A 23,654-nucleotide genomic window follows, 5' to 3' on the forward strand; every position below is an offset into this window, starting at 1 on the left:
ATGGGACAGAAAGTAAATCCGGTTGGCTTCCGCTTGGGAGTAATCAAAGGCTGGGACTCCAACTGGTACGGCGGCAAGGACTTCGCCGAGAAATTGGTGGAGGACGAGAAAATCCGCAAGTACATCAACGCTCGCATTCAGAAAGGTGGCATCAGCCGCATTGTGATTGAGCGCACCCTGAAGCGCATCACCATCACTATCAATACGGCTCGTCCGGGTGTGGTAATTGGTAAAGGCGGCCAGGAAGTTGACAAGATTAAGGACGAGCTGAAGCAAATCACCAGCAAAGACGTTCAAATCAACATCTTCGAAATCAAGCGTCCGGAGTTGGATGCCAAGCTGGTAGGCGAGAGCATCGCCCAGCAGCTGGCCGCTCGTATCTCCTTCCGTCGCGCCATGAAAATGTCGATTCAGGCGGCTATGCGTGTTGGTGCCGAAGGCATCAAGATTCAGTGCGGTGGCCGTCTCGGCGGTGCTGAAATTGCCCGTTCGGAGCAGTACAAAGAAGGTCGTACGCCGCTGCACACGCTGCGCGCTGACATCGACTACGCTTTGTCGGAAGCTCAGACTGTGTATGGCAAAATTGGCATCAAGGTGTGGGTAATGCGCGGTGAGGTGTTCGGCAAGCCCGACCTCTCGCCCAACCAGCAGCTCACCAACCCCGGTGGCGATGCCGGTGGACGTCGTGACGACCGTGGCCCCCGTGGCGAGCGTCGTGAAGGCGACCGCGGCCCGCGTCGTGACGGTGGTGCCGGTGGCCGTGGTGGCAACGACCGTGGCGGCAACGCCGGTGGTGGTGCTCCCCGCGGCGACAACGCCGGTCCCCGTCGCAATGGCCCCGCCCAGGGTGGCGGAGCTGCCGGCGGTGCTGCTCGCGGCCCGCGTCGCTAGAACAAGTCAAGTCATTTCGCTTCGTTTGCCGCTTTGGTGAACGAAGCGAAATGTTCGACTGTTCGCCCCTCTCTATTACAGAACACTCTCTTTTATTAAAATCAAATGTTACAACCGAAAAGGACCAAGTATCGCAAGATGCAAAAGGGTCGCGTAACAGGCCTCGCCTACCGCGGCAGCTCCATAGACTTCGGTTCGTTCGCTATCAAGTCGCTAGAGGTTTCTTGGATTACGGCCCGCCAGATTGAGGCAGCTCGTATCGCCATGACCCGCGCCATGAAACGCGAAGGGCAAGTATGGATTCGCATTTTCCCCGACAAACCCATTACCAAGAAGCCTGCTGAAGTGCGGATGGGTAAGGGTAAAGGTTCGCCCGAGTATTGGGTGGCCTGCGTTAAGCCCGGCCAAATCATGTTCGAGTCGGACGGTGTTTCGCTGGAAGTAGCCAAAGAATCGCTGCGTCTGGCGGCTCAGAAGCTGCCCGTAAAAACTTCATTCGTGGTTCGCCGCGACTATACGGACGCTGCCTAAGTCATGAAAAACAAGACCGACCTCAAAGGCCTTTCAGTTGAAGCCCTGAAAGAGCAAATCAAAACCGAGCAGGCTCAGGGCCAGCAGTTGCGTTTCGCTCATGCGATTTCGCCCCTGGAGAACCCCGCCCGCCTCAAGGCCAACCGTAAAAACGTCGCCCGCTTGCTCACCGAGCAGACTCGTCGGAACAACGAGCAGGCCACTAACACCGCTCAATAACCGATGGCAACCGACGTAACAACCCAAGACCAAACCGCTGCCGCTGAAGCTTCGCGCAACCTGCGCAAAGAAATCACCGGCACGGTAACGAGCTCGAAGATGGACAAGTCCATCACCGTAGCTGTGGTGCAGAAGCAAAAGCACCCCATGTACGGCAAGTTCGTGACCAAGACCACGAAATTCCACGCCCACGACGAGAACAACGAGTGTGGCGAAGGCGACACGGTCCTCATCATGAGCACCCGCCCGCTGAGCAAGACCAAGCGGTGGCGCCTGGTGGAAATTATTGAACGCGCTAAGTAATCCAGACAAATGATACAGCAAGAATCCCGCCTGACGGTTGCCGACAATAGCGGCGCCAAGGAAGTCCTCTGCATCCGTGTCCTGGGTGGCACGGGCAAGAAATACGCCAGCGTTGGCGACAAGATTGTGGTAGCCATCAAGTCGGCTATCCCTTCCGGTAACGCCAAGAAAGGCACCGTGAGCAAGGCCGTAGTAGTTCGCGTGAAGAAGGAAGTACGCCGCAAAGACGGTTCGTACATCCGCTTCGACGACAACGCTGCCGTGTTGCTCAACAACAACGACGAGCCCCGCGGCACGCGCATCTTCGGCCCAGTGGCCCGGGAGCTGCGTGAGCGTCAGTTCATGAAAATTGTATCCTTAGCCCCCGAAGTACTCTAAGCTATGGCTATCAAGAAAGCAGACCCCGTACAACTGCACGTGAAGTCGGGCGACACCGTTAAGGTGATTGCTGGCGACGAGCGCGGCAAGACCGGCGTTATTAAGTCGGTAAACCGGGTGACCCAGCGCGTAATCGTTGAAGGTCTGAACCTGGTGACGAAACACAACAAGCCGAGCGCCAAATCGCCCCAGGGCGGCATCACCAAGATGGAGGCGCCCATGCACGTAAGCAATGTGCAGGCTATCAACCCCACCACCGGTGAGCGTGTGCGCAAAGGCGAAGCGGCTTCGGCAGCTCCGACTACTAAGCGTGCCACCGCCAAAACGGCGTAATTGCCCCCTGCATCATGGCACGTCTCAAAGACATTTATAAGAAAGACATCGTACCCGCGCTCCAGGAGAAATTCCAGTTCAAGAGCATCATGCAGGTACCTCGTGTCACCAAAATCTGCATCAACCGCGGCATTGGCGCAGCGGTAGCTGACAAGAAATTGGTCGACAACGGCGTGGATGAGCTGACGGTTATCACCGGTCAGAAAGCCATTGCCACCATCGCCAAGAAGTCGGTGTCGAACTTTAAGCTCCGCGAAGGCATGCCCATCGGAGCTAAAGTAACGCTGCGCGGCGAGCGCATGTACGAGTTCATGGACCGTCTCCTGACAGTGGCCCTGCCCCGCGTACGTGACTTCAAAGGCATCAACGATAAAGGTTTCGATGGTCGTGGCAACTACACGCTCGGCGTGAAGGAGCAAATCATCTTCCCCGAAATCTCGATTGACAAAATCAAGAGCATCTCGGGCATGGACATTACGTTCGTGACCAGCGCCGAAAATGACGAGCAGAGCTACGAACTGCTTAAGGCGTTCGGTATGCCCTTCGCTAACGCTAACAAAGAAGCTTAATCTCCCGAACTCATGGCTAAAGAATCCATCAAAGCACGGGAGCGCAAGCGCATTGCCACCGTGGCCCGCTACGCTGAGAAGCGCAAGGCTCTGAAAGCTGCCGGCGACTACGAAGGTCTCGACAAACTGCCCAAAAACGCTTCGCCCGTGCGCCTGCACAACCGCGACATGATTGACGGCCGTCCCCGCGGCTACATGCGCAAGTTTGGCATCAGCCGCGTACGCTTCCGCGAAATGGCTCTCGCCGGGAAGATTCCTGGTGTGACCAAGTCGAGCTGGTAATCCAGTCAGGCTTATCGCAAAATCAGAAAAGCTCCCAAGCAATTGGGGGCTTTTTTTGTGGGTGCCGCATCTTAGCTACCTAAACTTAGGAAGGGCTAACAGTAGGGGAGAGACCTTAAGTAAGAAAGTTTCAGAGTGATTTATGCAGTGCACTTGCATAAGTGTCACATTATCCGTTACCTTTGCACTCCCAAAAGCTGGGGAAGGCCCCAAACCATTTGGCAGGTTGCCAAAAGAAACCATTGGCTGCACCGTCGCCGGGCAAGCCAAGTAGTCTTAACCGAAATTTCGTTGGTCCCGTTGGGCACCCGGCGAAATTTTCTTATCTTTGCGCTCCGAAAAACGCGGACGCATTTAATAATCAATGAATACTGACCCCATTGCCGACTACCTGACCCGGGTACGCAACGCCATCAAGGCGAACCACCGGGTGGTAGAAATCCCGGCCAGCAACATCAAAAAGGAAATCACGAAGGTGCTCTATCATAAGGGCTACATTCAGTCGTACCGTTTTGATGATTCGTCGATTCAGGGCACCATCAAAATTGCTCTGAAGTACAACCCGACCACCAAGGCTCCTGCTATCACCAAGCTGCAGCGCGTTTCGACGCCTGGCTTGCGTCAGTACGTGTCTTCCGATAACCTGCCCCGGGTACTCAGCGGCTTGGGCGTCGCCATCATCTCGACCTCTAAGGGCGTGATGACGGAGAAAGAGTGCAAAACCGAGAACGTGGGCGGCGAGGTGCTGTGCTACGTGTACTAATCCGGAACCGCTTTAGCTAACTCAATTATGTCACGTATTGGTAAACTCCCGATTTCCGTCCCTGCTGGGGTCGCTATCTCGGTTGAGAAAGACAACGTGGTAACGGTGAAAGGCCCTAAGGGCACGCTAACCACGCAAGTGGACCGCGACATCAACGTTGCCATTGAAGACGGTACCCTCACGGTAACCCGTCCTACTGAGCAGAAGCGTCACAAGGCCATGCACGGCTTGTACCGCTCGCTCATCAACAACATGGTTCAAGGCGTAAGCAATGGTTTCGAGAAGAAGCTGGAGCTTGTAGGTGTAGGTTACAAAGCCTCCCTCGCTGGTACCACGCTTGAGCTGGCCCTAGGCTACTCGCACAACATCTACATTGCCCTGCCGAAGGAAGTAACCGCTACCGCCGTTACCGAGAAAGGTAAGAACCCGATTGTGACGCTGAACAGCATCGACAATCAGCTCCTGGGTCAGGTAGCCGCTAAAATTCGTTCCTTGCGTAAAGTCGAGCCTTACAAAGGCAAAGGTGTACGCTTCGTGGGCGAAATCATCCGTCGCAAAGCTGGTAAAACGGCCTCTAAATAAGTTCGCATCATGGCATTTGATAAGGCACAACGCCGCAAGCGGATTCAGCGCATCATCCGTACCAAGGTGGCTGGCACGTCCGAGCGGCCGCGGCTCTCGGTGTTCCGTAGCAACACGGGCATCTACGCTCAGATTATCGACGACACGACCGGCCGCACGCTGGCTGCTGCAACGTCGAAAAAAGTAACCGCCGATGGCGGCAATGGCGTGGCCCTGGCTGCCGCCGTAGGTCGGCAGGTTGCCGCCGTTGCTTTGGAGAAAGGCATTACCAAAGTGGTGTTCGACCGCTCGGGTTACCTCTACCACGGTCGCGTAAAATCATTGGCTGAAGGAGCCCGCGAAGGCGGCCTCAATTTCTAAGAATATCATGGCGCAAGAACGCGACAACAATCGTCCTGGCGGAGACCGTCAGCGCAGCAACGACCGCGACCGGAACAAGGACAACTCCCGCATGGGCGCTGACTCCGACTTCAAAGAAAAAGTAGTAGCCATCAACCGCGTAGCGAAGGTGGTGAAAGGCGGTCGCCGCTTTAGCTTCTCTGCCATTGTGGTAGTAGGCGACGGCAACGGCAACGTAGGCTACGGCCTCGGCAAAGCCAACGAAGTAACCGACGCCATTGCCAAAGGCATTGACGACGCTAAGAAGAACGTGGTGAAAGTGCCGATGTACAAGCACACCGTTCCTCACCTCATGGAAGGCCGCTACGGCGGTGGTTTCGTGCTCATCCAGCCGGCTGCGGCTGGTACGGGTGTAATCGCCGGCGGTGCAATGCGCGCCGTGTTCGAGAGCGCCGGTATCAAGGATGTACTGGCGAAGTCGAAAGGCTCGTCGAACCCCCACAACGTGGTAAAGGCTACCTTTGCTGCCTTGGCCAAAATGCGTGACCCGTTGCAGATTGCACAGGCACGTGGTATCTCTCTTGCCCGCGTTTTTAACGGTTAATTGACATGGCACAAATTCAAGTAAAGCTCGTGCGCAGCGCCATTGACCGCCCCGAGCGTCAAAAGCGCACCGTTCAGTCCCTGGGCCTGAACAAAATGAACAGCACCGCGCAGCACGAAGTAAACCCGTCCATCATGGGCATGGTGAACAGCGTGAAGCACCTGCTAGAAGTAACCGAACTGTAAGACTATATATCGTCATGCTTAATCTCAGCAATCTATCGCCAGCCTACGGCTCGACTAAAAACGAGAAGCGGATTGGCCGGGGCGAAGGCTCCACGCGCGGTGGCACGTCGACCCGTGGTCACAAAGGCGCCAAGTCGCGTTCGGGCTACAAGCGCAAGTCCGGTTTTGAAGGTGGCCAAATGCCCCTCCAGCGCCGTGTGCCTAAGTTTGGCTTCACTAACATCAACCGTGTAGAGTACAAAGCCATCAACCTCGATGTGCTCGCTACCCTGCTCGAGAAGAACAGCGCCACCACTATGGATGCCGCTTACTTCATCTCTAACGGTCTGGTATCGAAAAACGCTAAAATCAAAATCCTCGGTCGTGGCGAAGTTTCCACGGCTCTGGAAGTTCATGCTCACGCATTCTCGAAGTCGGCTGTTGAGGCCATCGAGAAGGCGGGCGGCAAAGCGGTAACGCTCTAAAAGCTACCTTCGGCAATGAATAAGTTTATCGAATCGATAAAGAACATTTTTGCGATTGAGGATTTGCGTACGCGAATCCTCAATACGCTTTTCTTCATTGCCATCTATCGCCTTGGCGTTTACGTGGTGTTGCCGGGTGTTGACCCGACGCGCCTTAAGACGGGTGCCGAAGGTTTGTTTGGCATTCTGGATACCCTCCTTGGAGGTGCATTTAGCAACGCGTCCATCTTCGCGTTGGGCATTATGCCTTACATCTCGGCTAGCATTGTGTTGCAGTTGCTCACCATTGCTGTTCCCTACTTCCAGAAGTTGCAGAAGGAGGGAGAGTCGGGCCGTAAGAAAATCAACCAGTACACGCGCATTCTCACGATTCCGATTGTGTTGGCGCAGTCGGTTGGCTTTATTGCTACCATTAACGCGGACGCCATCATCAATCCGGGCACGTTCTTCACCGTGTCGACCATGATTATCATCACGGCCGGTACGTTGTTCTGCATGTGGCTGGGTGAGAAAATCACCGATAAAGGTATCGGCAACGGTATCTCGATGCTCATCATGATTGGCATCGTGTCGCGTCTCCCAGGTGCTATCATCGGTGAGGCAGTGGCAAAGGGGGTTAACAAGTCGCTCATTTTCCTCTTGGAGATGGTCGTTCTGTTCCTCGTCGTGATGGCCGTAATCGTGCTTACGCAAGCTGTTCGCCGCATTGCGGTGCAGTATGCCAAGCAGGTTGGTGGTACTACGCAGCTCGATGCTCAGCGTCAGTTTATTCCTCTTAAGGTGAATGCTGCTGGTGTAATGCCTATCATTTTCGCTCAGTCGTTGATGTTCGTGCCGGCTATCGTTGCCTCGGTATGGCAGAACCAGAGCGATATGGCGAGCTACATCGGCGTTAAGTTTTCGGACTACACGTCGTGGCAGTACAACCTGACGTTTGCGTTGCTCATCATCATTTTCACCTACTTCTACACGGCCATCAGCGTCAATCCTAACCAGATTGCCGATGACCTGAAGCGGAGCGGGGGCTTTGTGCCGGGGGTGAAGCCAGGCCGCGACACGTCGGAGTTCATCGATGAAATCCTGACTCGTGTCACGTTGCCGGGTGCTGTAGCTCTTGCACTGATTGCTATTTTCCCTGCTATTGCTTTGTTGCTTGGCGTTACACGTCCGTTCTCGGCATTCTATGGCGGCACGTCACTCATCATCATGGTGGGTGTGGTATTGGACACCGTGAACCAGGTACAGAGCTATTTGCTCATGCAGCACTACGATGGCATGATGAAATCGGGCAAGCTGCGCGGTCGCACAGCTCAGCCCATTTCGGTGGCCTCGTAAATGAGTCATGGCAAGCGGCAGTATTCAATATAAAACCGAAGAAGAGATTGACCTCATCCGTGCCAGTGCTTTAGTGCTGGCCAAGGCCCACGGCGAAATCGCGGGCATGGTGAAGGAAGGAGTGACGACGCGACAGCTTGATAAGCGCGCGGAGGAGTTCATCCGGGACCATGGTGGAGTGCCTTCCTTCAAAGGCTACAATAAGTTTCCCTACAGCTTGTGCCTTTCGCCAAATTCGGTGGTGGTGCACGGGTTTGCTACCGACGAACCGCTGAAGAGCGGCGACATCTTATCGGTGGATTGCGGGGTTTACCTGAATGGCTTTCATTCAGACAGTGCCTACACTTACCCAATAGGGGAGGTGAAGCCCGAAGTACTGAAGCTCTTGGCTGAAACCAAAGCGTCGCTGTACAAGGGTATTGAGCAAGCCGTGAGCGGCAACCGCGTTGGTGACATCAGCTTCGCAATCCAAAACCATGTAGCCAGGTTGGGCTACGGGGTGGTGCGCGAGCTGGTTGGCCACGGAGTTGGCGCGAAGCTGCACGAGAAGCCCGAAGTGCCTAATTATGGCAAACGGGGTTCCGGGCCGCTCTTGCAAACAGGTTTGGTATTGGCGATTGAGCCAATGATAAACCTGGGCAAAAAGGATGTGGTGCAGGAGGCGGATGGCTGGACTATTCGCACCAAAGACCGCAAGCCCTCAGCGCACTTTGAGCATACAGTTGTTGTTAGAAAAGATAAGGCGGAGATTCTCACGTCCTTTGAGTACATAGAAAAAGCATTGCAGCAGTAGCCCTTATGGCAAAACAAGCCTCGATTGAGCAGGACGGTACCATCCTCGAAGCCCTTTCCAACGCCATGTTCCGCGTGGAACTGGAGAACGGCCACCAGCTGATTGCCCACATTTCGGGTAAGATGCGGATGCACTACATCAAGATTCTGCCCGGCGATAAGGTGAAGCTGGAAATGTCTCCTTACGACTTGTCAAAGGGTCGCATCAAGTATCGTTATAAATAAACTCGTTTCTCTCCACAGGTCATGAAAGTAAAAACCTCGGTGAAAAAGCGTAGCGTGGACTGCAAACTGGTCCGCCGTAATGGCAAGCTCTACGTCATCAACAAGAAAAACCCCCGCTTCAAGCAGCGCCAGGGTTAATCCTTTTTTAGATTCCCGGAGCCTTGGGTACTGACAACCGTTGTTGTCGCCTTCCAAGCAGCTGCCGGGTTTCTGTCCGCAAACACTTAACCACACAAAATGGCTCGTATCGCAGGGGTTGATATCCCGGACAACAAGCGCGGCGAAATCGCCCTGACTTACATCTTCGGCATTGGCCGGAGCAATTCTCAGAAAATTCTGGTGAAAGCCGGGGTTGACATCAACAAGAAGGTGAAGGACTGGTCCGACGAGGAGTCGGGTGCTATCCGTGCCATCATTGCTGCTGAGCACAAAACGGAAGGCGTTCTGCGCTCGGAGGTAACCACCAACATCAAGCGTTTGATGGACATTGGTTGCTACCGTGGCTTGCGTCACCGCAAAGGTCTACCAGTTCGTGGTCAGCGCACCAAGAACAACTCGCGTACCCGCAAGGGCAAGCGTAAGACGGTAGCCGGCAAAAAGAAGGCAACCAAATAATCTCACACGGGAATCGGCGCTGGCTACTGCGGATAATGTATCTGCGCGGCCAGCGCCAACACCTCCCGCATTTTTTGCGATAACCAAATGGCACAAAAAAGAAAAGACAAAGCCAAGAAGCGCGTTGTCGTGGTGGAGCAGGTTGGCCAGGTACACATCCGTGCCTCGTTCAACAACATCATCATCTCCATCACCAATAACAACGGTCAAGTTATTTCGTGGGCTTCGGCCGGCAAAATGGGCTTCCGTGGTTCCAAGAAAAATACGCCCTACGCCGCCCAAATGGCGATGAGCGACTGCGGTAAAGTAGCCCACGACCTGGGCATGCGCAAAGCCGAAGTATTCGTGAAAGGCCCGGGTTCGGGCCGTGAGTCGGCCATCCGCGCCCTCGGCAACGTGGGTATTGAGGTGACCACCATCCGCGACGTAACGCCGCTGCCCCACAACGGCTGCCGCCCTCCCAAGCGTCGTCGCGTTTAGTTTTTAACTTCAGATAGTAGATTAAGATGGCACGTTATACCGGCCCTACCTCAAAAATTGCCCGTCGCTTCAACGAGCCGATTTTCGGCCCCGACAAAGCGCTCAACAAGAAAGCCTATCCTCCGGGCCAGCACGGCCGCGGCCGTCGCAAGAAGCAGTCGGAGTACGCTGTCCAGCTGATGGAAAAGCAGAAGGTGAAGTACATGTACGGCATGTTGGAGAAGCAATTCGAAAACCTGTTCCACAAAGCAGCGACCATGCCCGGCATCACCGGTGACAACCTGCTCGCTCTGTTGGAAGCCCGTTTGGACAACGCCGTGTACCGTTTGGGCATCGCCTCGACGCGTCGCGCTGCTCGTCAGCTCGTTGGTCACAAGCACATCACCGTTAACGGCGAAGTTGTGAACATTCCTTCTTACCACCTCCGGGCTGGCGACGTGGTGGGTGTTCGCGAGAAGTCGAAGTCGTTGGAAGCCATTGCTACCAGCCTGTCGGTTCGTAACTCACGCCAGTTTTCTTGGTTGGAGTGGGATGGCAAGGAGATGGTTGGCAAGTTCATCAACGCTCCGGCCCGCGAGCTGATTCCTGAGAAAATCACGGAGCAGCTCATCGTCGAATTGTATTCGAAGTAATTAACGCTACTGGTAGCGGCCCGGCAGTTTGTCGGGCCGCACTTGTGCTTATACTTCAACAACTTTTTTTACATTTTTTACGCCCCACATATGTCAATCTTAGCTTTTCAGATGCCGGAGAAAGTGGTGATGGAGAAATCCGACGACTTCACCGGGACGTTTGAATTTAAGCCGCTCGAGAAGGGCTACGGCGTCACCATCGGCAATGCGCTGCGTCGCATTCTGTTGTCGTCGCTGGAGGGTTTCGCCATCACGTCGGTTCGCACGAACAGCGTGTTGCACGAGTTTTCGACCATCGAAGGTGTGATTGAGGACATGTCCGAAATCATCCTGAACCTGAAAATGGTCCGGTTCAAGAAGACCAGCGACGCCATTGCTGATAAAATTACGGTGCGCGTGAAAGGTCAGGAGACCTTTTCGGGTGCTGACATTGCCAAGTTTGCCAGCGGATTTGAGGTGTTGAACCCCGACCACGTGATTGCCCACCTTGACCCCAGCACGGAGCTGGAGTTTGAGTTAACCATTGCTCGTGGCCGTGGCTATGTGCCTGCCGATGAGAACAAGCCAACTGACCAGGTTTTTGGTCAGATTGCTATCGATGCTATCTACACGCCTATCAAGAACGTGAAGTACAGCATCGAGAACACCCGTGTGGAGCAAAAAACCGACTATGAGAAGCTCGTTATCGAGATTCAGACCGACGGTTCGATTCACCCGGAGGAAGCACTGAAAGGTGCGGCCAACATCCTCATTCAGCACTTCATGCTGTTCTCGGATAACACGATGACCCTCGAAGGTCCTCGCGTGACCGAAGACGAGCCGATTGATGAGGAAACCATGCAGATGCGCAAGATGCTCAAGACTCCTTTGGAGGACATGGAGCTCAGCGTACGCGCCAAGAACTGCCTCAAGGCTGCCGACATCAAGACGATGGGCGAATTGGTGCAGCTCGAAATCGCTGACATGATGAAGTTCCGCAACTTCGGCAAGAAAAGCCTGACCGAGTTGGAGAACCTCGTTGAGGAGCGCGGCCTGGAGTTCGGTATGGACCTGGGCAAGTATCGCCTCGAAGAAGACTAGTCGTAATGGCTGAACCGTTGGAAAGTTGACTGTATTGCAGTCGGTGGCCAGCGGTTCAGCCATTCGCTTTGTATAAACCTTTTATTTTTTACCAGTGCGCCCAAGGGGCAGCGGTTCTAATGAGGCCATCAAGGCCCGCCGTGGTCGCCGCCCGCAAGTGCACATCTTTTCAAGCGTCCAATGAGACACGGAAGAAAAATCAACCACCTGGGCCGGACTACCGCCCACCGTCACGCGATGCTGTCGAACATGGCTTCGTCGCTCATCCTCCACAAGCGCATCACGACGACCGTAGCTAAGGCTAAGGCATTGCGCAAGTACGTGGAGCCCATGCTGACCAAGTCGAAGGAAGACACTACGCACTCGCGTCGTATGGTGTTTGCTGCATTGCAGGACAAAGAATCCATTAAGGAGTTGTTCGGTAACATTTCGAGCAAAATTGCTACCCGTCCCGGTGGCTACACTCGCATTCTGAAGCTGAGCGATACCCGTCTGGGCGACAACGCTGAGATGTGCATCATCGAGCTGGTTGACTTCAACGAGACCCTACTGGATGCTAAGTCGGCCGCTGCTGAAAAGGCTACTACTACCCGCCGCTCGCGCAGCCGTGGTGGTAAGAAAGCTACTGGCGATGCTGCTGCTACTTCGGCTACCGAAGTAAGCGGCGAAGCTGTTGCTCCTGCTGCGGTAGTTGAGACGTCGGCTCCGGCTGATACCGCTACTGAGACCGTTAAAGAAGGCGAAAGTCGCGATGAAGCTAAGGCTGACGAGGCTGGTGCTTAATTAGCATTAACTGTTACGAATGAAAGGGACGCGCCGTGAGGTGCGTCCCTTTTTTTGTGCGAGTAGGGTTCTAGGTCGCTTCTGGCGGCACCTCACCCCTAGCCCTGCCGGGTACGACCCCTCTCCCGGGGAGAGGGGAGCCGGACTATAGTAGCGAGGACTCTTAAGCAGTGATGCATAAGTAATCGTGTGACGAGCTTCATCTATCTTTCGGGGGTGTTCCTCGCCCCGCTTGACCTGACCGCTGCCGAAATCACGACGCTTGAAGCGGCTGCTGCTCGTGGCCCGCATCCGCGGATGCACCGGCGGGCGCAGGCGGTGCTGGGGCACCACCGGGGCAGTGGCATCGGTCAATTAGCGGCCTTGTTTGCCGTTGGCTACAACACCGTCAGCGGCTGGCTGCGCGACTGGCAAGCGCACGGGGTGGCGGGGTTGGCCGAAGGAAAACGCACCGGCCGGCCACCCAAGCTGCCCCGCGTGGTTAAAGAAAAGTAGTGCCTGGCTGGGGGAGGCGACGCAACAGTTGCGCGATTGGGTGCCTGCCATTCGCCGGGCGTGGGGCATCAAGCTCCACGTGAGCACCTTGCGGCGGATGGCGCGGCAGGCCAATTACCGCTGGAAACGGTGCCGTCGCAGCTTGCGGGGCCAGCGCAATGCCGACTTGTTTGCCGCTGCCCAGCAGCTGTGCGCCTTGCACCGCGCCGAGGCCCGCGGCGAAGGGGCGGTGGTGTACGTCGACGAGTGCCGCTTTTCGCGCCTGGCCCCCGTGCCGTACGCCTGGCAGCGACGGGGCCAGCCTCCGGTCGGCTTGCCCGCCGTGCGGGGGCGGGCACTCCGTGCTGGGCTTCTGGCAGGCCCATGCCCCCGGCCAGCCCTTGCAGGCCTACCTGCGGGAGGGCAGCCTGACGGCCGACTTGTTCGTGTTGGCCGTCGACGACTTCTGCCAGCAGCTGACCGGCCCCACCGTGCTCGTGCTCGACAATGCCTCTGTGCACAAGGCGAACCTCGTGCAAGCCTGCCACCAGCGGTGGGCCGCCGCCGGCCTGCGGCTGCTGTTCCTGCCGCCCTACAGCCCCGAACTCAACCACATCGAACTGCTCTGGCACCGCTGCAAGCACTACTGGATTCGGCCCCAAGACTATGCGACGGACCTCACCTTGCTGCAACGGCTCGAACACGTCCTCTGCAGCGTCGGAAAACAATACACGATTACTTTTGCTTGACTGCTTAGTCCGCAAGTTGACCGCAAAAATTCTTAACCCCTCGCGGACTAAAAGTCCGCGCTACCCTTATGACGCCTTAGCTCCCCACTTTACGGGACAGGGGTCGTACCCGGCAGGGCCAGGGGTGAGGTCAAGTCGGGTGGGCGATGTAGCCGAACCAATTCACCACTGTATGGCATTTTATTCGACGCCCATTTGCATTGACTCATTGAGTTTCTCATTGAGTTCGACAAATGTGACCTAGTACAGCGTGTTCGGGAAGCGTGTTTTGGGTATCTCATTACTCAACACACGCCATCATGAAAGCTTTGTTTACGCTTCTGCTTATCACTTTTTCATTCGCGAGCAGCTTTGCTCAACAGGCAACCATAACGGGCCGGGTAAGGGATAGGCAGCAGGCACCGGTGTTGTTTGCGACGGTGGCATTGCTCAATGCGAAAGACTCGGTGATGGTACTAGCCGTGCGAGCAGATGAGAAAGGCGAATACCAAATGGAAGCGGTGCGGCCTGGGATGTATCGGGTGGTGGCGACGGCAGTGGGATTTGCAAAGGGGAGGAGTGAGGCGTTTACCTTGGGCGCTGCTGGCTTGCGGCTGCCAGACCTGGTGCTCGCGGCGGAGGCGCAGGCCTTGGGCGATGTGGAGGTAGTAGGCCGCAAACAACTGCTGGAGATGCAAGCCGGAAAGATGGTTGTGAACGTGGCGGGTAGTTTAACAGCTGGAGCCACGGCGCTGGAGGCGCTGGAAAAGGTGCCGGGGCTGGTGGTGATGAACAACCGGATAAATTTGGCGGGTCGGGAGGGCGTCATCATTCAGATTGATGGCCGAACAACGCAGTACACGGATGTGGTGGGCGTACTCAAGGATTTTCCGAGCAGCAGCATTGCGCGTATTGAGGTGCTGACGCAGCCTGGTGCCAGCCACGACGCAGCGGGCAATGTGGGCATCATCAACATTATCCTGAATAAGAACGCCGACTTGGGTACTAACGGCAGCCTGACGCTGGGGGCGGGATATGGGCGGTTTGGCAAAGCAAGCAGCACGCTGGACCTGAACCACCGCACGAAGCGGGTGAATGTGTTTGGCAATTACAGCTATGCCCACCGCAAGACGTATGAGCAGCTGAATACGGTGCGAAACGCCGAGGAGGCCGAAGGAACCTACCAACAGGCCAGCTACCAGCCGCGCACGGCCAATGTGCAAACGCTGCGCCTAGGGGGCGATTATAGTTTGACTAAGCGGCAGACACTCGGCGTGCTGCTCAACGACTACACCAACCGCACGGAAATAGCTGGCGAAAACCAAACGGAGGCAAGCACCGGCGCTCGGGTGCAAATAACTAACAACACGCGGCGCCTTACCGATTCGTATGCAGCCAACCTAAACTACAAGGTGCTGCTCGACACGCTGGGCCAGGAACTGGCGGCCGATGCAGATTATTCCCGTTACCAATCGGACAGCTACGGGCGGGTGGTGAACGAAGTGAGCTCGGAAAGCCGACGGCGGGTAGAGCAGCTTCGCAACGACCAGCTCACGGACATTAACCTGCGCTCGGGGAAGGTGGACTACCGCCGGACGCTGGCAGGGGGGCTCAAGGGCGCGCTAGGGGTGAAAACCAGCCAGGCTACCATTGGCAGCGTAGTGCAGCTGCTGGGTGGACAGAACGAGCGGACCGATGACTTCCGCTACACCGAGAGCATCCGCGCAGGGTATGCGCAAGTGGAGGGGCAGCACTTTGGCTTTAGCTGGCAGGGTGGGCTGCGCGGGGAGTGGACTAATACATTGGCCGTTTCCAAGGCCGACGAGCGCACCGTGGCGCGGCAATATGGCCAGCTGTTTCCGAGCCTGAATCTGGACCGGACGGTGTACAAAAACGTAGGGCTGAATCTAGCCTACAGCCGCCGAATTGACCGGCCGAGCTACCAAGATTTGAACCCGAGCGTGGTGTACCTGGACCCGTATACCTCTCAACGCGGCAATTCTTTCCTCACCCCGCAGTTTACTAACAACTACAAGCTGGCCCTCACTTACAATAAGCAGCCTTTTCTGCTACTTGGGTACAGCCGCACGAAGGACGTTATTAGCCTGGTGACGGCTACCGAGGACAGCGTCGTGTATTCCACGACCGCCAATTTGGACCATTTGGAGCGCTACAGTGCGACGCTGAACTTCCCACTGAACCTGGGGAAGCTGATGACGGGCTATGCCGGCGTGAACGTGTTCCACAACCAGTACTTGAGCCAATACCTGGGCGACACCTACCGGAATGGGCGCACGGCGGCCACGTTCTACGCACAGTCGAACGTGAAGCTGGCCAAGGGGCTGAGTTTTGAAGCCTCGGGCTTCTACCAAACGGCGGGCGTAAACGGCCTCGTGAACTTTCGGGGCTTTGGCGCGCTCAACCTGGGCATGCAGAAAACCCTGCTTCATGACCGCGCCACCCTCCGTTTAAGCCTAAATGATGCCTTGTTTACGAGCAAGCAGCGCGGCACCGTGCGCTACCAGGACCTGGACGTGAGCTTCCTGAGCTACGGGGAAAGCCGGCAGGTGCGCGCTAGCTTCAGCTACAAGCTCGGCAACCAGCAGGTGAAGGCCGCCCGCAAACGCGCCACGGGGCTAGACGAGGAGAGGGGCCGCGTGAAATCAGATAAAGAGTAGCATCTTTCGGTTTCCACTATTTTTCTGGCGCTATGAAGCTGCAGTTGCAACGGCCTTGCCGCTCCGATTTGTTACTGGTGGGGGTGTACTGGCTGTTGGCGGCCCCCATTATTTTCTATAGCTACCAGCACCAGACTGTAGTACCGCGGGCTATTGCAACCATCCTGTACACCATACTGCTCGATTCGGTGGCTGTGTATCTGCTGGTGTTTGGCTTCTTGCCGCTGGCCCTGGCGCGGCTCAAGCCTTGGGCGCTGTTTGGTGGCCTGGTGTTGTTTGTGCTTGTCGACGCGCACTGTTATTGGCTGGGCTACCATTTGCTACTAGACCCAAAGCCGCTGCACTGGCATTTTCCAGTTATTTTAAACGCCGTGATGCAGCACACGCAGAGCTACGGCATGTTGGGTATTTTGCTGGCCGGCAAACGATACTTCGATGTGCAGCAGCGCTTGCTGCTCACCCAAAAGGCCCAAACTGAAAGCGAGCTGCGCAATCTGAAAGCACAGATTGACCCGCATTTCCTGTTTAACAACCTGAATGTGCTGCGTGTGCTGATGCAGCACGACCCGGCCGAAGCCGACGCCTACCTGACCCGCTTTGCTGCCTTGTACCGGTTTCTGATTCGGCACAAGGACGATGATTTTGTGCCCCTCAGTGACGAGCTGCGCTTCGTGGACGAATATATCTATTTGCTTCGGCACCGCTTTGGGTCGGCGTACGCTTTCCGGCAGGAGCTGCCACCGGAAATGGACCTGACCACCCGGATGGTGGTCCCTGGCACCTTGCAGCTGCTGGTGGAAAATGCCATTAAACACAACACCGGCGACGACGACGCGCCGCTGCTCATCACCATCCGGGCCGACGCAGCCTCTATCGCGGTGGTGCACCCGCGCCGGCCCAAGCGCACGGCCGTGGATTCCATGGGCACAGGGCTGACTAATTTGCGCGAGCGGTACCGGCTGCTCACCAACCAGGAAATCCTGGTAACGGATGCGGCTGGTACGTTCTCAGTAGCCGTGCCCTTGGTGGCACTGGCCACCAGCTGGTCTACTCCTCAACAACTTGTGGCGCAATGAATATCCTGATTCTGGAAGATGAAGAATTGGCGGCCCGCCAAACCGTTGAGTTCCTGCAGCGGGCTGGACTGGCCCAGGTGGCCCCGCCCGTAGTTCGCAGCGTGGAAAAAGCCCTGGCATGGCTCCAGACGAATCCTATGCCCGACCTGCTCTTTTCCGACATCGAGCTGCTGGACGGCAATGTATTTGCGCTCTACGAGCAATTTCGGGTGACCTGCCCCATCATCTTCACCACCGCTTACGACCAGTTTCTGCTGTCGGCGTTTCGGGGCAATGGCATTGCCTACCTGCTCAAGCCCTTCAGCTACGAACAGTTTCAGGAAGCGCTGGACAAGTACCACCTGCTGCAAGGCAGCTTTAGCGCCACGGCGCCCGCTGCCGAAGCGGAAGCCGCACTCAGCCCCGCAGTGCTGCAGGAACTGAGCCGGGCCCTGCGCCAAAACAGCCAGCCGCAGTATAAGCAGCGCTTTTCGGTGCGCATGCGCAATAATCTCTACATACTTACTGCCGACCAAGTGGCCTACGTGCAGGCCGACGAAGGCGTAACATTCGCGGTGGACGCAGCGGGCACGCGTTACCCCCTCACGGGCACGCTCACGGAATTGGAACGGCAGCTCGACCCAAGCCGCTTCGGCCGCCTGAACCGCTCGGAGCTGGTCAACATTGCTTTTGTGGAGAAGATGGAGCCCTACTTCAACAACCGGCTGGCGGTGAAGCTGCGTGTGATGCCCGAAGTTGTGCTCACAACCAGCGCGGCCCAAACGCCGGAATTTCGGCGCTGGCTGGAAGGGTAATGCGGTAGCATTGTGCTTATGCCGGCTGATTCGCGTAGGTTTGTGCAACCTAAACCGAACTAAAACCGAGACGCTATGAGCTTCATTTCGCAGATTCACGCCCGCCAGATTTTTGATTCCCGTGGTAATCCCACGGTAGAAGTTGACGTAACCCTTGATTCGGGGGTGATGGGCCGCGCAGCCGTGCCTTCGGGCGCGAGCACTGGCAAGCACGAGGCGGTGGAGATGCGCGACGAGGATAACTCCCAGTACATGGGCAAAGGCGTGCTCAAGGCCGTGGACAACGTGAACAGCCGCATTGCCGAGGAATTGGTAGGCTTTTCGGTGTACGAGCAGGCGCTGCTCGACAAGATTATGCTAGAGATGGACGGCACGCCCAACAAGGCTAACCTGGGCGCCAACGCCATTTTGGGCGTGAGCCTGGCCGCGGCCCGCGCTGCTGCACTCGATGCCAACATGCCGCTCTACCGCTACGTGGGCGGGGTAGGGGCTTCGACCATGCCAGTGCCGATGATGAACATCCTGAACGGGGGCTCGCACGCCGACAACTCGATTGACTTCCAGGAATTCATGATTATGCCCGTAGGCGCTTCATCGTTCACGGAAGCCATGCGCTGGGGTTCGGAGATTTTTCACACGCTGAAGGGCGTGCTGAAAAAGCAGGGCCTGAGCACCAACGTGGGCGACGAGGGCGGCTTTGCACCCAATATCAAGTCGAACGAGGAAGCTATTAAAGTGGTGCTGCAAGCCATTGAGGTGGCCGGCTACCGCCCAGGTGAGGACGTGATGATTGCCATGGACGCGGCCGTATCGGAGTTTTACTCCGATGGCATGTACCACTTCAAGAAAAGCACCGGCGACAAGCTGACGTCTTCGCAAATGGCTGATTATTGGGCTGACTGGGTGAATAAGTACCCCATCATCAGCATCGAAGATGGCATGGACGAGGACGACTGGGCCGGTTGGAAACTGCACACCGAGAGCCTGGGCCACAAAATCCAGCTGGTGGGCGACGACTTGTTCGTGACCAACGTAGACCGCCTGCAGCGCGGCATTGATGAGAACATTGCCAACGCCATTCTCATCAAAGTAAACCAGATTGGGACGCTGACCGAAACCATCGCAGCCGTGAACCTGGGCCGTCGCAATGGCTACAAGAGCATCATGAGCCACCGCTCGGGCGAAACCGAAGACAGCACGATTGCCGACCTGGCCGTGGCCCTAAACACCGGCCAGATTAAGACTGGTTCGGCTTCACGCTCGGACCGGATGGCCAAGTACAACCAACTGCTCCGCATTGAAGAAGAACTAGGTGAAGTGGCGTACTACCCCGGTCGTAAAATGTAATTCTTTAGTTATTAATAGGGCAAACGGCCGATTCAGCACATACTGAATCGGCCGTTTCTATTACCTTTACCTTGATGCAATTACCCTCATTCATTAGCCCTGTTCTGCGCGTTGTACGCAGCTTTTATTTTCTTACGGGAATGGGCTTCTTGGTCTGGATGCTGGTGTTCGACGCCAACGACTTAGGCAAGCAGTTCGACATTTACCAAAAGTGGAAAGAGCTGCGCAACGAGAAGCAGTATTACCTCGACAACATTGAGGTGGTGAAGCGGGAACGGGCCGAACTGATGAGCTCGCCGGCGCTGCTGGAAAAGTTTGCCCGCGAGCGGTACCTGATGAAACGCCCCGGGGAAGACGTGTTTGTGTTGGTGCCGGCCACCGCCGAATAACAAATGACAGGGTTTACATAATTGCCCCTTGAAGGGGATGGGGCACCTGTGAGTCTGATTATTCAAAAAGCTATTTATTCAGTTCTCTCTTTTTTCTGCTCATATGAAACACATCTACCCTGCCGCTTCGCGGTTTATTACCGGGGTTATTATTCTACTGATACTTGTGGGAGTGACCAGGCCGCAAAGCCTGTACGCACAAACCTATTTGTTGCCTTATTCGGGTAGTACCAACATTACAGCCTGTTCGGGAACGCTGTATGATAATGGCGGGGCCAACGGGCCGTATTCTGCTTACGCCAACGGTTCGACTACCATTACGCCGGCCATCGCAGGAAATAAAATCAAGCTGCAGTTCACCTCGTTCGCGGTGGAAAACGGGTTTGATGCCGTGTACATCTACGACGGAGCGGGGGTGAACGCGCCCTTAATTGGGGTTTTCAGTTCCAGCAACCCACCGGGCACGGTGTACGGAACTTCGACCTCGGGGGCCCTGACGGTGCGACTGACTTCGGACGGAACGATAGAGCTAAACGGATTTGTCGCGAGTATTGAGTGCGTGACTACGGTGCCGCCGCAGGTGCTACCGGACCTCACGGTGCAGGGGGCGTGGCTGTCGGTGCAGAGTGTGGTAGCGGGTGGGAGCCTGTCGTCTACCTGCTCGATATACAACTTATCGGGGAGCATGGCCAGCAGCAGCTCGGTGGGGTATTACTTGTCTACTGATGCGGTGCTCAGCGCTGCCGACCAGTTGCTCGGCAACTCGCAAGGTTTTTCGTTGGCCGTGGGGCAGTCGTCCTACCGGTACGGCAACTTTACGGTGCCGCCTGGCACGGCACCTGGCAACTACTACGTGCTGTTTGCCGCCGACTACCTGAACCAGGTGAGCGAAAGCAACGAAAACAACAACGTGGTGGCCGTGAACATCACCGTAACGCCGCCCAGCATAGACCTGACCATTCAACAGGCGGGAGTTACGCCGCTCAACACGGCGGCGGGCAACCCCATCAGCATGTCGTGCTATATCCTGAACCAGGGCAACGCCACGGCCAACAGCAGTAGCGTAGGGTTCTATTTCTCGACCAATGCCACGCTGGATGCATCGGACCAACTGCTGACTTCCCAATACGGCTCGCAGCTATCGGCCCATTATTCTGAGTATCGGTCTGGCACGGCGGCCATTCCCTTGGGCGTAGCACCAGGTACCTACTACATCCTTTTCGTGGCCGACTACCAGAACCAGGTGAATGAAACCAACGAGAATAACAACGTTTCGGCGGTAAGCATCACGATATCGCCTCCCGGTACGGACTTGATTATTCAGCACGAGCAGCTGTACCCCAGCTCCACGGTAGCCGGTAACTCGCTGCAGGTGAATGCCACTATCGTTAACCAAGGCAATATGACCGCCAATAGCAGTACGGTGGGGTTTTATTTGTCTACTAACACGGTGCTGGACGCTGGCGACGTGCTGCTGAGCACGGTGATGGGGGGAAGCCTGGGCGCTAACCAGACCAACTACCGCTCGGCGTATCCGGTGGTGCCGGTGGGCACCGCTCCGGGTAGCTATTATGTGCTGTTTGTGGCAGACCCGCAAGATGCGGTTGTGGAGACGAACGAGACGAACAACGTGCGCAGCCTATTCCTGACGGTGCAGGCTCCAACGATGGACTTGAGTATCCAAAGCGTGTACCTGAGCCCAGTATCGGTAGCGGCTGGCGGCGCAACGGCGGCGTCTTGCTACCTCTACAACCAAGGCAACGCCACGGCAACCCCAGCCACGGTAGGGTATTATTTGTCGACTAACGCGGTGTTGGATGCCAGCGATGTGTTGTTGGGAAGCACCAACGGAAGTTTATCGGGTGGAAACTCTTCGTCACGGTACATTAATTTGACCGTGCCAGCGGGCACGGCCATTGGTAGCTACTACGTGCTGTTTGTCGCAGATTACCTCAACCAAGTGGTTGAAACCAACGAAAACAACAATTTATCCTTTGCTACGCTGCAAGTCGTGCCCCCGGTCATCGACCTAACGATTTCCCAGATTTATGTCTCGACGGCTCCCATGGCGCCGGGCAGTGCGATTGCTACCAGCTGCTACATCAACAACATAGGCAATGCTCCGGCCGCCAGCAGCACCGTAGGCTATTACTTGTCGACCAACTCAGTGCTGGACGCCGGCGACGTTTTGATGCTAACCACGCCGGGCGGAACACTGGGGGCCAATCAGTCCTTCGCCCGCTACGACAACCCGGTAATTCCAGCTGGGACCACTCCGGGTAGCTACTTTATTCTGTTCGTAGCAGACCCGCAAAACGTGGTGGCTGAGACCAATGAAAACAACAACGTGGCCTCCCAGCAAGTGAACGTGGTAGCTCCTGGCATCGACCTGTTGATTCAGCAGCCTATGCTTTCGGGTGGACCTGTCACGCCGGGCTTTAGCGTCTCGGCGGGTTGCGCGGTGCACAATGCAGGCAATACTACCGCGCCGAGCAGCTCGGTCGACTACTACCTGTCGACTAACCAGGTGTGGGATGCCAGCGACGTACTGCTGAGCAGCACCACAGGCTTTGCGCTGTCGGCGGGACAAAGCTCGTTCCGCTCGACGAACTTGGTTATACCAACTGGGACGACGGCAGGCACTTACTATGTGCTGTTTGTGGCGGACCCGCAGAACGTGGTGGCCGAAACCAACGAAAACAACAACGTGAACTGGCAGTCGCTCACGGTGCTGGGGCCCTTCGCCGGCACTTTGGTGCCCTTTACGGGTACTGCCACCGTAACAACCTGCTCAACTACAATTTATGACAACGGTGGCTACAACAACTACGCCGATAACTCCAGTGGCTCGCTAACCATTCGGCCTGCCACCCCGGGCGGGATGATACAGCTGGTATTCAATTCGTTCTTACTGGAGTCGGGGTTTGACTATGTGCGTATCTATGACGGCGTGAATACCAACGCGCCGCTACTGGGTACTTACACAGGCAACCAATTGCCGCCACTTACGCTGGCCACTAATGTAGACGGTGCCCTCACGGTAGAGTTTACCAGCGACGGCAGCGTGGTTGCGCCCGGCTTTGACGCCACCGTGACCTGTGGCGTGGCGCCGCAGTCAGACTTGGTGCTAACCCAGATTGGGGCTTCGCCTTCGACGCTGGCGGCAGGCGGTAATTTGTCGCTGAGTGCCGGCGTGGCCAACCATGGTGCTGGTCCGGCGGCTAGTTCCGCTGTGGGCTATTACCTCTCCACCAACCGAGTGCTGGATGCGAGCGACCGGCTGCTGGGCACCAGTGCGGGCGCGGCCTTGGGAGCGGGCCTGAGTGCTAACCGCCAACTGGTAACCGTTGTGCCGGGTAACGTTACGCCCGGCGCTTACTACGTGCTGTTTGTGGCCGACCCCCTGAACGTGGTGAGCGAGTCGGACGAAACCAATAACATGGCCGCTTTGGCCGTGACGGTGTCTTCGGTGCTGCTGGCCAACCGCGAGCAAACTGCTGGCTATACGGTGGCCGTAGCGCCCAACCCGGTGGCAATGGGCAACGGCCTACGCGTAGAGCTTAGCGGTGCTGGAGCGCCGTGTGCCGCCACCATGGACCTATACAACGCCTTGGGGCAGCGAGTGCGCTCACAGCCGCTGCAGCTAAGCGCCGGCCGTGCCAACCGAGCGGAGGTAGCTACCCAAGGCCTGGCCTCGGGAGTGTACTCGCTACGCATCACGGGACCGAACTTGAGCGTGACGCGGAGAGTCGTTATTGAATAGTATCAATAGCAAGCGCTAGC

At 56.4% G+C, this 23,654-nt stretch carries 31 protein-coding genes; all 31 read left to right on the plus strand.

All coding sequences use genetic code 11. The annotated features are described in order from the left end of the window. The 31 genes from rpsC to BMZ66_RS17215 all read left to right on the plus strand — a co-directional run bounded on the left by rpsC (position 1) and on the right by BMZ66_RS17215 (position 23,634). Positions 1-891 (plus strand): 30S ribosomal protein S3, encoded by an 891-nt coding sequence (rpsC, locus tag BMZ66_RS17065; RefSeq protein WP_092676431.1) that lies wholly within the window; start codon positions 1-3, stop codon positions 889-891. A 105-nt stretch (positions 892-996) separates the two neighbouring features. Beyond that, positions 997-1,422, plus strand: coding sequence for a 50S ribosomal protein L16 (rplP, locus tag BMZ66_RS17070; RefSeq protein WP_046246580.1), 426 nt, complete (start codon positions 997-999; stop codon positions 1,420-1,422). A 3-nt stretch (positions 1,423-1,425) separates the two neighbouring features. Continuing rightward, on the plus strand, positions 1,426-1,641 hold the full coding sequence (gene rpmC / locus BMZ66_RS17075; protein WP_092676434.1) for a 50S ribosomal protein L29: 216 nt from the start codon (positions 1,426-1,428) through the stop codon (positions 1,639-1,641). A gap of 3 nt (positions 1,642-1,644) precedes the next feature. Next, positions 1,645-1,944, plus strand: a complete 300-nt coding sequence (gene rpsQ / locus BMZ66_RS17080; RefSeq protein ID WP_092676438.1) for a 30S ribosomal protein S17 — start codon at positions 1,645-1,647, stop codon at positions 1,942-1,944. A 9-nt stretch (positions 1,945-1,953) separates the two neighbouring features. After that, positions 1,954-2,322, plus strand: a complete 369-nt coding sequence (gene rplN / locus BMZ66_RS17085; RefSeq protein WP_035567895.1) for a 50S ribosomal protein L14 — start codon at positions 1,954-1,956, stop codon at positions 2,320-2,322. 3 nt (positions 2,323-2,325) lie between these two features. Continuing rightward, a complete protein-coding gene (gene rplX / locus BMZ66_RS17090) occupies positions 2,326-2,655 on the plus strand; it encodes a 50S ribosomal protein L24 (protein WP_092676441.1) in 330 nt (109 codons plus the stop codon). A 14-nt stretch (positions 2,656-2,669) separates the two neighbouring features. Beyond that, on the plus strand, positions 2,670-3,224 hold the full coding sequence (gene rplE / locus BMZ66_RS17095) for a 50S ribosomal protein L5 (RefSeq protein ID WP_092676444.1): 555 nt from the start codon (positions 2,670-2,672) through the stop codon (positions 3,222-3,224). Between the two features lie 12 nt (positions 3,225-3,236). After that, positions 3,237-3,506 carry a 30S ribosomal protein S14 gene (gene rpsN / locus BMZ66_RS17100; protein ID WP_035567891.1) on the plus strand — a complete coding sequence of 90 codons (270 nt, stop codon included), beginning with the start codon at positions 3,237-3,239 and terminating at the stop codon, positions 3,504-3,506. Between the two features lie 364 nt (positions 3,507-3,870). Then, positions 3,871-4,269 carry a 30S ribosomal protein S8 gene (rpsH, locus tag BMZ66_RS17105; protein WP_092676447.1) on the plus strand — a complete coding sequence of 133 codons (399 nt, stop codon included), beginning with the start codon at positions 3,871-3,873 and terminating at the stop codon, positions 4,267-4,269. 27 nt (positions 4,270-4,296) lie between these two features. Then, a complete protein-coding gene (gene rplF / locus BMZ66_RS17110) occupies positions 4,297-4,851 on the plus strand; it encodes a 50S ribosomal protein L6 (RefSeq protein ID WP_092676450.1) in 555 nt (184 codons plus the stop codon). A 9-nt stretch (positions 4,852-4,860) separates the two neighbouring features. Then, positions 4,861-5,211 (plus strand): 50S ribosomal protein L18, encoded by a 351-nt coding sequence (rplR, locus tag BMZ66_RS17115; RefSeq protein ID WP_092676453.1) that lies wholly within the window; start codon positions 4,861-4,863, stop codon positions 5,209-5,211. A 91-nt stretch (positions 5,212-5,302) separates the two neighbouring features. Further along, a complete protein-coding gene (rpsE, locus tag BMZ66_RS17120) occupies positions 5,303-5,794 on the plus strand; it encodes a 30S ribosomal protein S5 (RefSeq protein ID WP_035567955.1) in 492 nt (163 codons plus the stop codon). A 5-nt stretch (positions 5,795-5,799) separates the two neighbouring features. Next, complete coding sequence (gene rpmD / locus BMZ66_RS17125) at positions 5,800-5,979, plus strand: 50S ribosomal protein L30 (protein WP_092676456.1); 180 nt, start codon at positions 5,800-5,802, stop codon at positions 5,977-5,979. Positions 5,980-5,993: 14 nt separating this feature from the next. Then, positions 5,994-6,443 carry a 50S ribosomal protein L15 gene (gene rplO / locus BMZ66_RS17130; protein ID WP_092676459.1) on the plus strand — a complete coding sequence of 150 codons (450 nt, stop codon included), beginning with the start codon at positions 5,994-5,996 and terminating at the stop codon, positions 6,441-6,443. Positions 6,444-6,458: 15 nt separating this feature from the next. Further along, entirely contained in the window at positions 6,459-7,778 is a 1,320-nt protein-coding gene (gene secY, locus BMZ66_RS17135; RefSeq protein WP_035567878.1) for a preprotein translocase subunit SecY, read from the plus strand. Between the two features lie 7 nt (positions 7,779-7,785). Then, positions 7,786-8,571, plus strand: coding sequence for a type I methionyl aminopeptidase (gene map / locus BMZ66_RS17140; protein WP_092676462.1), 786 nt, complete (start codon positions 7,786-7,788; stop codon positions 8,569-8,571). Positions 8,572-8,576: 5 nt separating this feature from the next. Next, positions 8,577-8,795 carry a translation initiation factor IF-1 gene (gene infA / locus BMZ66_RS17145; protein WP_035567874.1) on the plus strand — a complete coding sequence of 73 codons (219 nt, stop codon included), beginning with the start codon at positions 8,577-8,579 and terminating at the stop codon, positions 8,793-8,795. A gap of 21 nt (positions 8,796-8,816) precedes the next feature. Beyond that, complete coding sequence (gene rpmJ / locus BMZ66_RS17150; protein ID WP_046246595.1) at positions 8,817-8,933, plus strand: 50S ribosomal protein L36; 117 nt, start codon at positions 8,817-8,819, stop codon at positions 8,931-8,933. 99 nt (positions 8,934-9,032) lie between these two features. Next, complete coding sequence (gene rpsM, locus BMZ66_RS17155; RefSeq protein WP_070727294.1) at positions 9,033-9,410, plus strand: 30S ribosomal protein S13; 378 nt, start codon at positions 9,033-9,035, stop codon at positions 9,408-9,410. An 87-nt stretch (positions 9,411-9,497) separates the two neighbouring features. Then, positions 9,498-9,890, plus strand: coding sequence for a 30S ribosomal protein S11 (gene rpsK, locus BMZ66_RS17160; RefSeq protein WP_035567868.1), 393 nt, complete (start codon positions 9,498-9,500; stop codon positions 9,888-9,890). A gap of 26 nt (positions 9,891-9,916) precedes the next feature. Further along, positions 9,917-10,522, plus strand: a complete 606-nt coding sequence (rpsD, locus tag BMZ66_RS17165; RefSeq protein ID WP_092676465.1) for a 30S ribosomal protein S4 — start codon at positions 9,917-9,919, stop codon at positions 10,520-10,522. A gap of 90 nt (positions 10,523-10,612) precedes the next feature. Next, on the plus strand, positions 10,613-11,602 hold the full coding sequence (locus BMZ66_RS17170; protein ID WP_092677104.1) for a DNA-directed RNA polymerase subunit alpha: 990 nt from the start codon (positions 10,613-10,615) through the stop codon (positions 11,600-11,602). Positions 11,603-11,782: 180 nt separating this feature from the next. Beyond that, a complete protein-coding gene (gene rplQ / locus BMZ66_RS17175) occupies positions 11,783-12,385 on the plus strand; it encodes a 50S ribosomal protein L17 (protein WP_092676467.1) in 603 nt (200 codons plus the stop codon). A 216-nt stretch (positions 12,386-12,601) separates the two neighbouring features. Beyond that, complete coding sequence (locus tag BMZ66_RS17180) at positions 12,602-12,880, plus strand: helix-turn-helix domain-containing protein (RefSeq protein WP_143080257.1); 279 nt, start codon at positions 12,602-12,604, stop codon at positions 12,878-12,880. 341 nt (positions 12,881-13,221) lie between these two features. Beyond that, a complete protein-coding gene (locus BMZ66_RS17185; RefSeq protein ID WP_177204777.1) occupies positions 13,222-13,608 on the plus strand; it encodes a transposase in 387 nt (128 codons plus the stop codon). Positions 13,609-13,907: 299 nt separating this feature from the next. Beyond that, on the plus strand, positions 13,908-16,265 hold the full coding sequence (locus BMZ66_RS17190; protein ID WP_092676476.1) for an outer membrane beta-barrel protein: 2,358 nt from the start codon (positions 13,908-13,910) through the stop codon (positions 16,263-16,265). Positions 16,266-16,297: 32 nt separating this feature from the next. Then, the gene (locus tag BMZ66_RS17195) at positions 16,298-17,341 is read left to right on the plus strand and encodes a sensor histidine kinase (RefSeq protein ID WP_092676479.1); all 1,044 of its coding nucleotides are present in this window, start codon (positions 16,298-16,300) and stop codon (positions 17,339-17,341) included. Continuing rightward, entirely contained in the window at positions 17,338-18,135 is a 798-nt protein-coding gene (locus tag BMZ66_RS17200; protein ID WP_092676482.1) for a LytR/AlgR family response regulator transcription factor, read from the plus strand. The genes BMZ66_RS17195 and BMZ66_RS17200 overlap by 4 nt, the downstream gene beginning before the upstream one ends. Before the next feature lie 75 nt (positions 18,136-18,210). Continuing rightward, positions 18,211-19,482 carry a phosphopyruvate hydratase gene (eno, locus tag BMZ66_RS17205; protein ID WP_092676485.1) on the plus strand — a complete coding sequence of 424 codons (1,272 nt, stop codon included), beginning with the start codon at positions 18,211-18,213 and terminating at the stop codon, positions 19,480-19,482. A gap of 140 nt (positions 19,483-19,622) precedes the next feature. Continuing rightward, on the plus strand, positions 19,623-19,871 hold the full coding sequence (locus BMZ66_RS17210) for an FtsB family cell division protein (RefSeq protein WP_234795137.1): 249 nt from the start codon (positions 19,623-19,625) through the stop codon (positions 19,869-19,871). Between the two features lie 103 nt (positions 19,872-19,974). Continuing rightward, positions 19,975-23,634, plus strand: coding sequence for a CARDB domain-containing protein (locus tag BMZ66_RS17215; protein ID WP_092676491.1), 3,660 nt, complete (start codon positions 19,975-19,977; stop codon positions 23,632-23,634). Positions 23,635-23,654: the final 20 nt, after the last annotated feature.

Origin of the sequence: Hymenobacter arizonensis, assembly GCF_900115775.1 — a bacterium.
Taxonomy (GTDB): Bacteria; Bacteroidota; Bacteroidia; order Cytophagales; family Hymenobacteraceae; genus Hymenobacter; species Hymenobacter arizonensis.

What these genes read in the sequence shown, in the direction of transcription:
- rpsC (WP_092676431.1), top strand. Translation starts at nt 1, where the DNA reads ATGGGACAGAAAGTAAATCCGGTTGGCTTCCGCTTGGGAGTAATCAAA.
- rplP (WP_046246580.1), top strand. Translation starts at nt 997, where the DNA reads ATGTTACAACCGAAAAGGACCAAGTATCGCAAGATGCAAAAGGGTCGC.
- rpmC (WP_092676434.1), top strand. Translation starts at nt 1,426, where the DNA reads ATGAAAAACAAGACCGACCTCAAAGGCCTTTCAGTTGAAGCCCTGAAA.
- rpsQ (WP_092676438.1), top strand. Translation starts at nt 1,645, where the DNA reads ATGGCAACCGACGTAACAACCCAAGACCAAACCGCTGCCGCTGAAGCT.
- rplN (WP_035567895.1), top strand. Translation starts at nt 1,954, where the DNA reads ATGATACAGCAAGAATCCCGCCTGACGGTTGCCGACAATAGCGGCGCC.
- rplX (WP_092676441.1), top strand. Translation starts at nt 2,326, where the DNA reads ATGGCTATCAAGAAAGCAGACCCCGTACAACTGCACGTGAAGTCGGGC.
- rplE (WP_092676444.1), top strand. Translation starts at nt 2,670, where the DNA reads ATGGCACGTCTCAAAGACATTTATAAGAAAGACATCGTACCCGCGCTC.
- rpsN (WP_035567891.1), top strand. Translation starts at nt 3,237, where the DNA reads ATGGCTAAAGAATCCATCAAAGCACGGGAGCGCAAGCGCATTGCCACC.
- rpsH (WP_092676447.1), top strand. Translation starts at nt 3,871, where the DNA reads ATGAATACTGACCCCATTGCCGACTACCTGACCCGGGTACGCAACGCC.
- rplF (WP_092676450.1), top strand. Translation starts at nt 4,297, where the DNA reads ATGTCACGTATTGGTAAACTCCCGATTTCCGTCCCTGCTGGGGTCGCT.
- rplR (WP_092676453.1), top strand. Translation starts at nt 4,861, where the DNA reads ATGGCATTTGATAAGGCACAACGCCGCAAGCGGATTCAGCGCATCATC.
- rpsE (WP_035567955.1), top strand. Translation starts at nt 5,303, where the DNA reads ATGGGCGCTGACTCCGACTTCAAAGAAAAAGTAGTAGCCATCAACCGC.
- rpmD (WP_092676456.1), top strand. Translation starts at nt 5,800, where the DNA reads ATGGCACAAATTCAAGTAAAGCTCGTGCGCAGCGCCATTGACCGCCCC.
- rplO (WP_092676459.1), top strand. Translation starts at nt 5,994, where the DNA reads ATGCTTAATCTCAGCAATCTATCGCCAGCCTACGGCTCGACTAAAAAC.
- secY (WP_035567878.1), top strand. Translation starts at nt 6,459, where the DNA reads ATGAATAAGTTTATCGAATCGATAAAGAACATTTTTGCGATTGAGGAT.
- map (WP_092676462.1), top strand. Translation starts at nt 7,786, where the DNA reads ATGGCAAGCGGCAGTATTCAATATAAAACCGAAGAAGAGATTGACCTC.
- infA (WP_035567874.1), top strand. Translation starts at nt 8,577, where the DNA reads ATGGCAAAACAAGCCTCGATTGAGCAGGACGGTACCATCCTCGAAGCC.
- rpmJ (WP_046246595.1), top strand. Translation starts at nt 8,817, where the DNA reads ATGAAAGTAAAAACCTCGGTGAAAAAGCGTAGCGTGGACTGCAAACTG.
- rpsM (WP_070727294.1), top strand. Translation starts at nt 9,033, where the DNA reads ATGGCTCGTATCGCAGGGGTTGATATCCCGGACAACAAGCGCGGCGAA.
- rpsK (WP_035567868.1), top strand. Translation starts at nt 9,498, where the DNA reads ATGGCACAAAAAAGAAAAGACAAAGCCAAGAAGCGCGTTGTCGTGGTG.
- rpsD (WP_092676465.1), top strand. Translation starts at nt 9,917, where the DNA reads ATGGCACGTTATACCGGCCCTACCTCAAAAATTGCCCGTCGCTTCAAC.
- BMZ66_RS17170 (WP_092677104.1), top strand. Translation starts at nt 10,613, where the DNA reads ATGTCAATCTTAGCTTTTCAGATGCCGGAGAAAGTGGTGATGGAGAAA.
- rplQ (WP_092676467.1), top strand. Translation starts at nt 11,783, where the DNA reads ATGAGACACGGAAGAAAAATCAACCACCTGGGCCGGACTACCGCCCAC.
- BMZ66_RS17190 (WP_092676476.1), top strand. Translation starts at nt 13,908, where the DNA reads ATGAAAGCTTTGTTTACGCTTCTGCTTATCACTTTTTCATTCGCGAGC.
- BMZ66_RS17195 (WP_092676479.1), top strand. Translation starts at nt 16,298, where the DNA reads ATGAAGCTGCAGTTGCAACGGCCTTGCCGCTCCGATTTGTTACTGGTG.
- BMZ66_RS17200 (WP_092676482.1), top strand. Translation starts at nt 17,338, where the DNA reads ATGAATATCCTGATTCTGGAAGATGAAGAATTGGCGGCCCGCCAAACC.
- eno (WP_092676485.1), top strand. Translation starts at nt 18,211, where the DNA reads ATGAGCTTCATTTCGCAGATTCACGCCCGCCAGATTTTTGATTCCCGT.
- BMZ66_RS17210 (WP_234795137.1), top strand. Translation starts at nt 19,623, where the DNA reads ATGGGCTTCTTGGTCTGGATGCTGGTGTTCGACGCCAACGACTTAGGC.
- BMZ66_RS17215 (WP_092676491.1), top strand. Translation starts at nt 19,975, where the DNA reads ATGAAACACATCTACCCTGCCGCTTCGCGGTTTATTACCGGGGTTATT.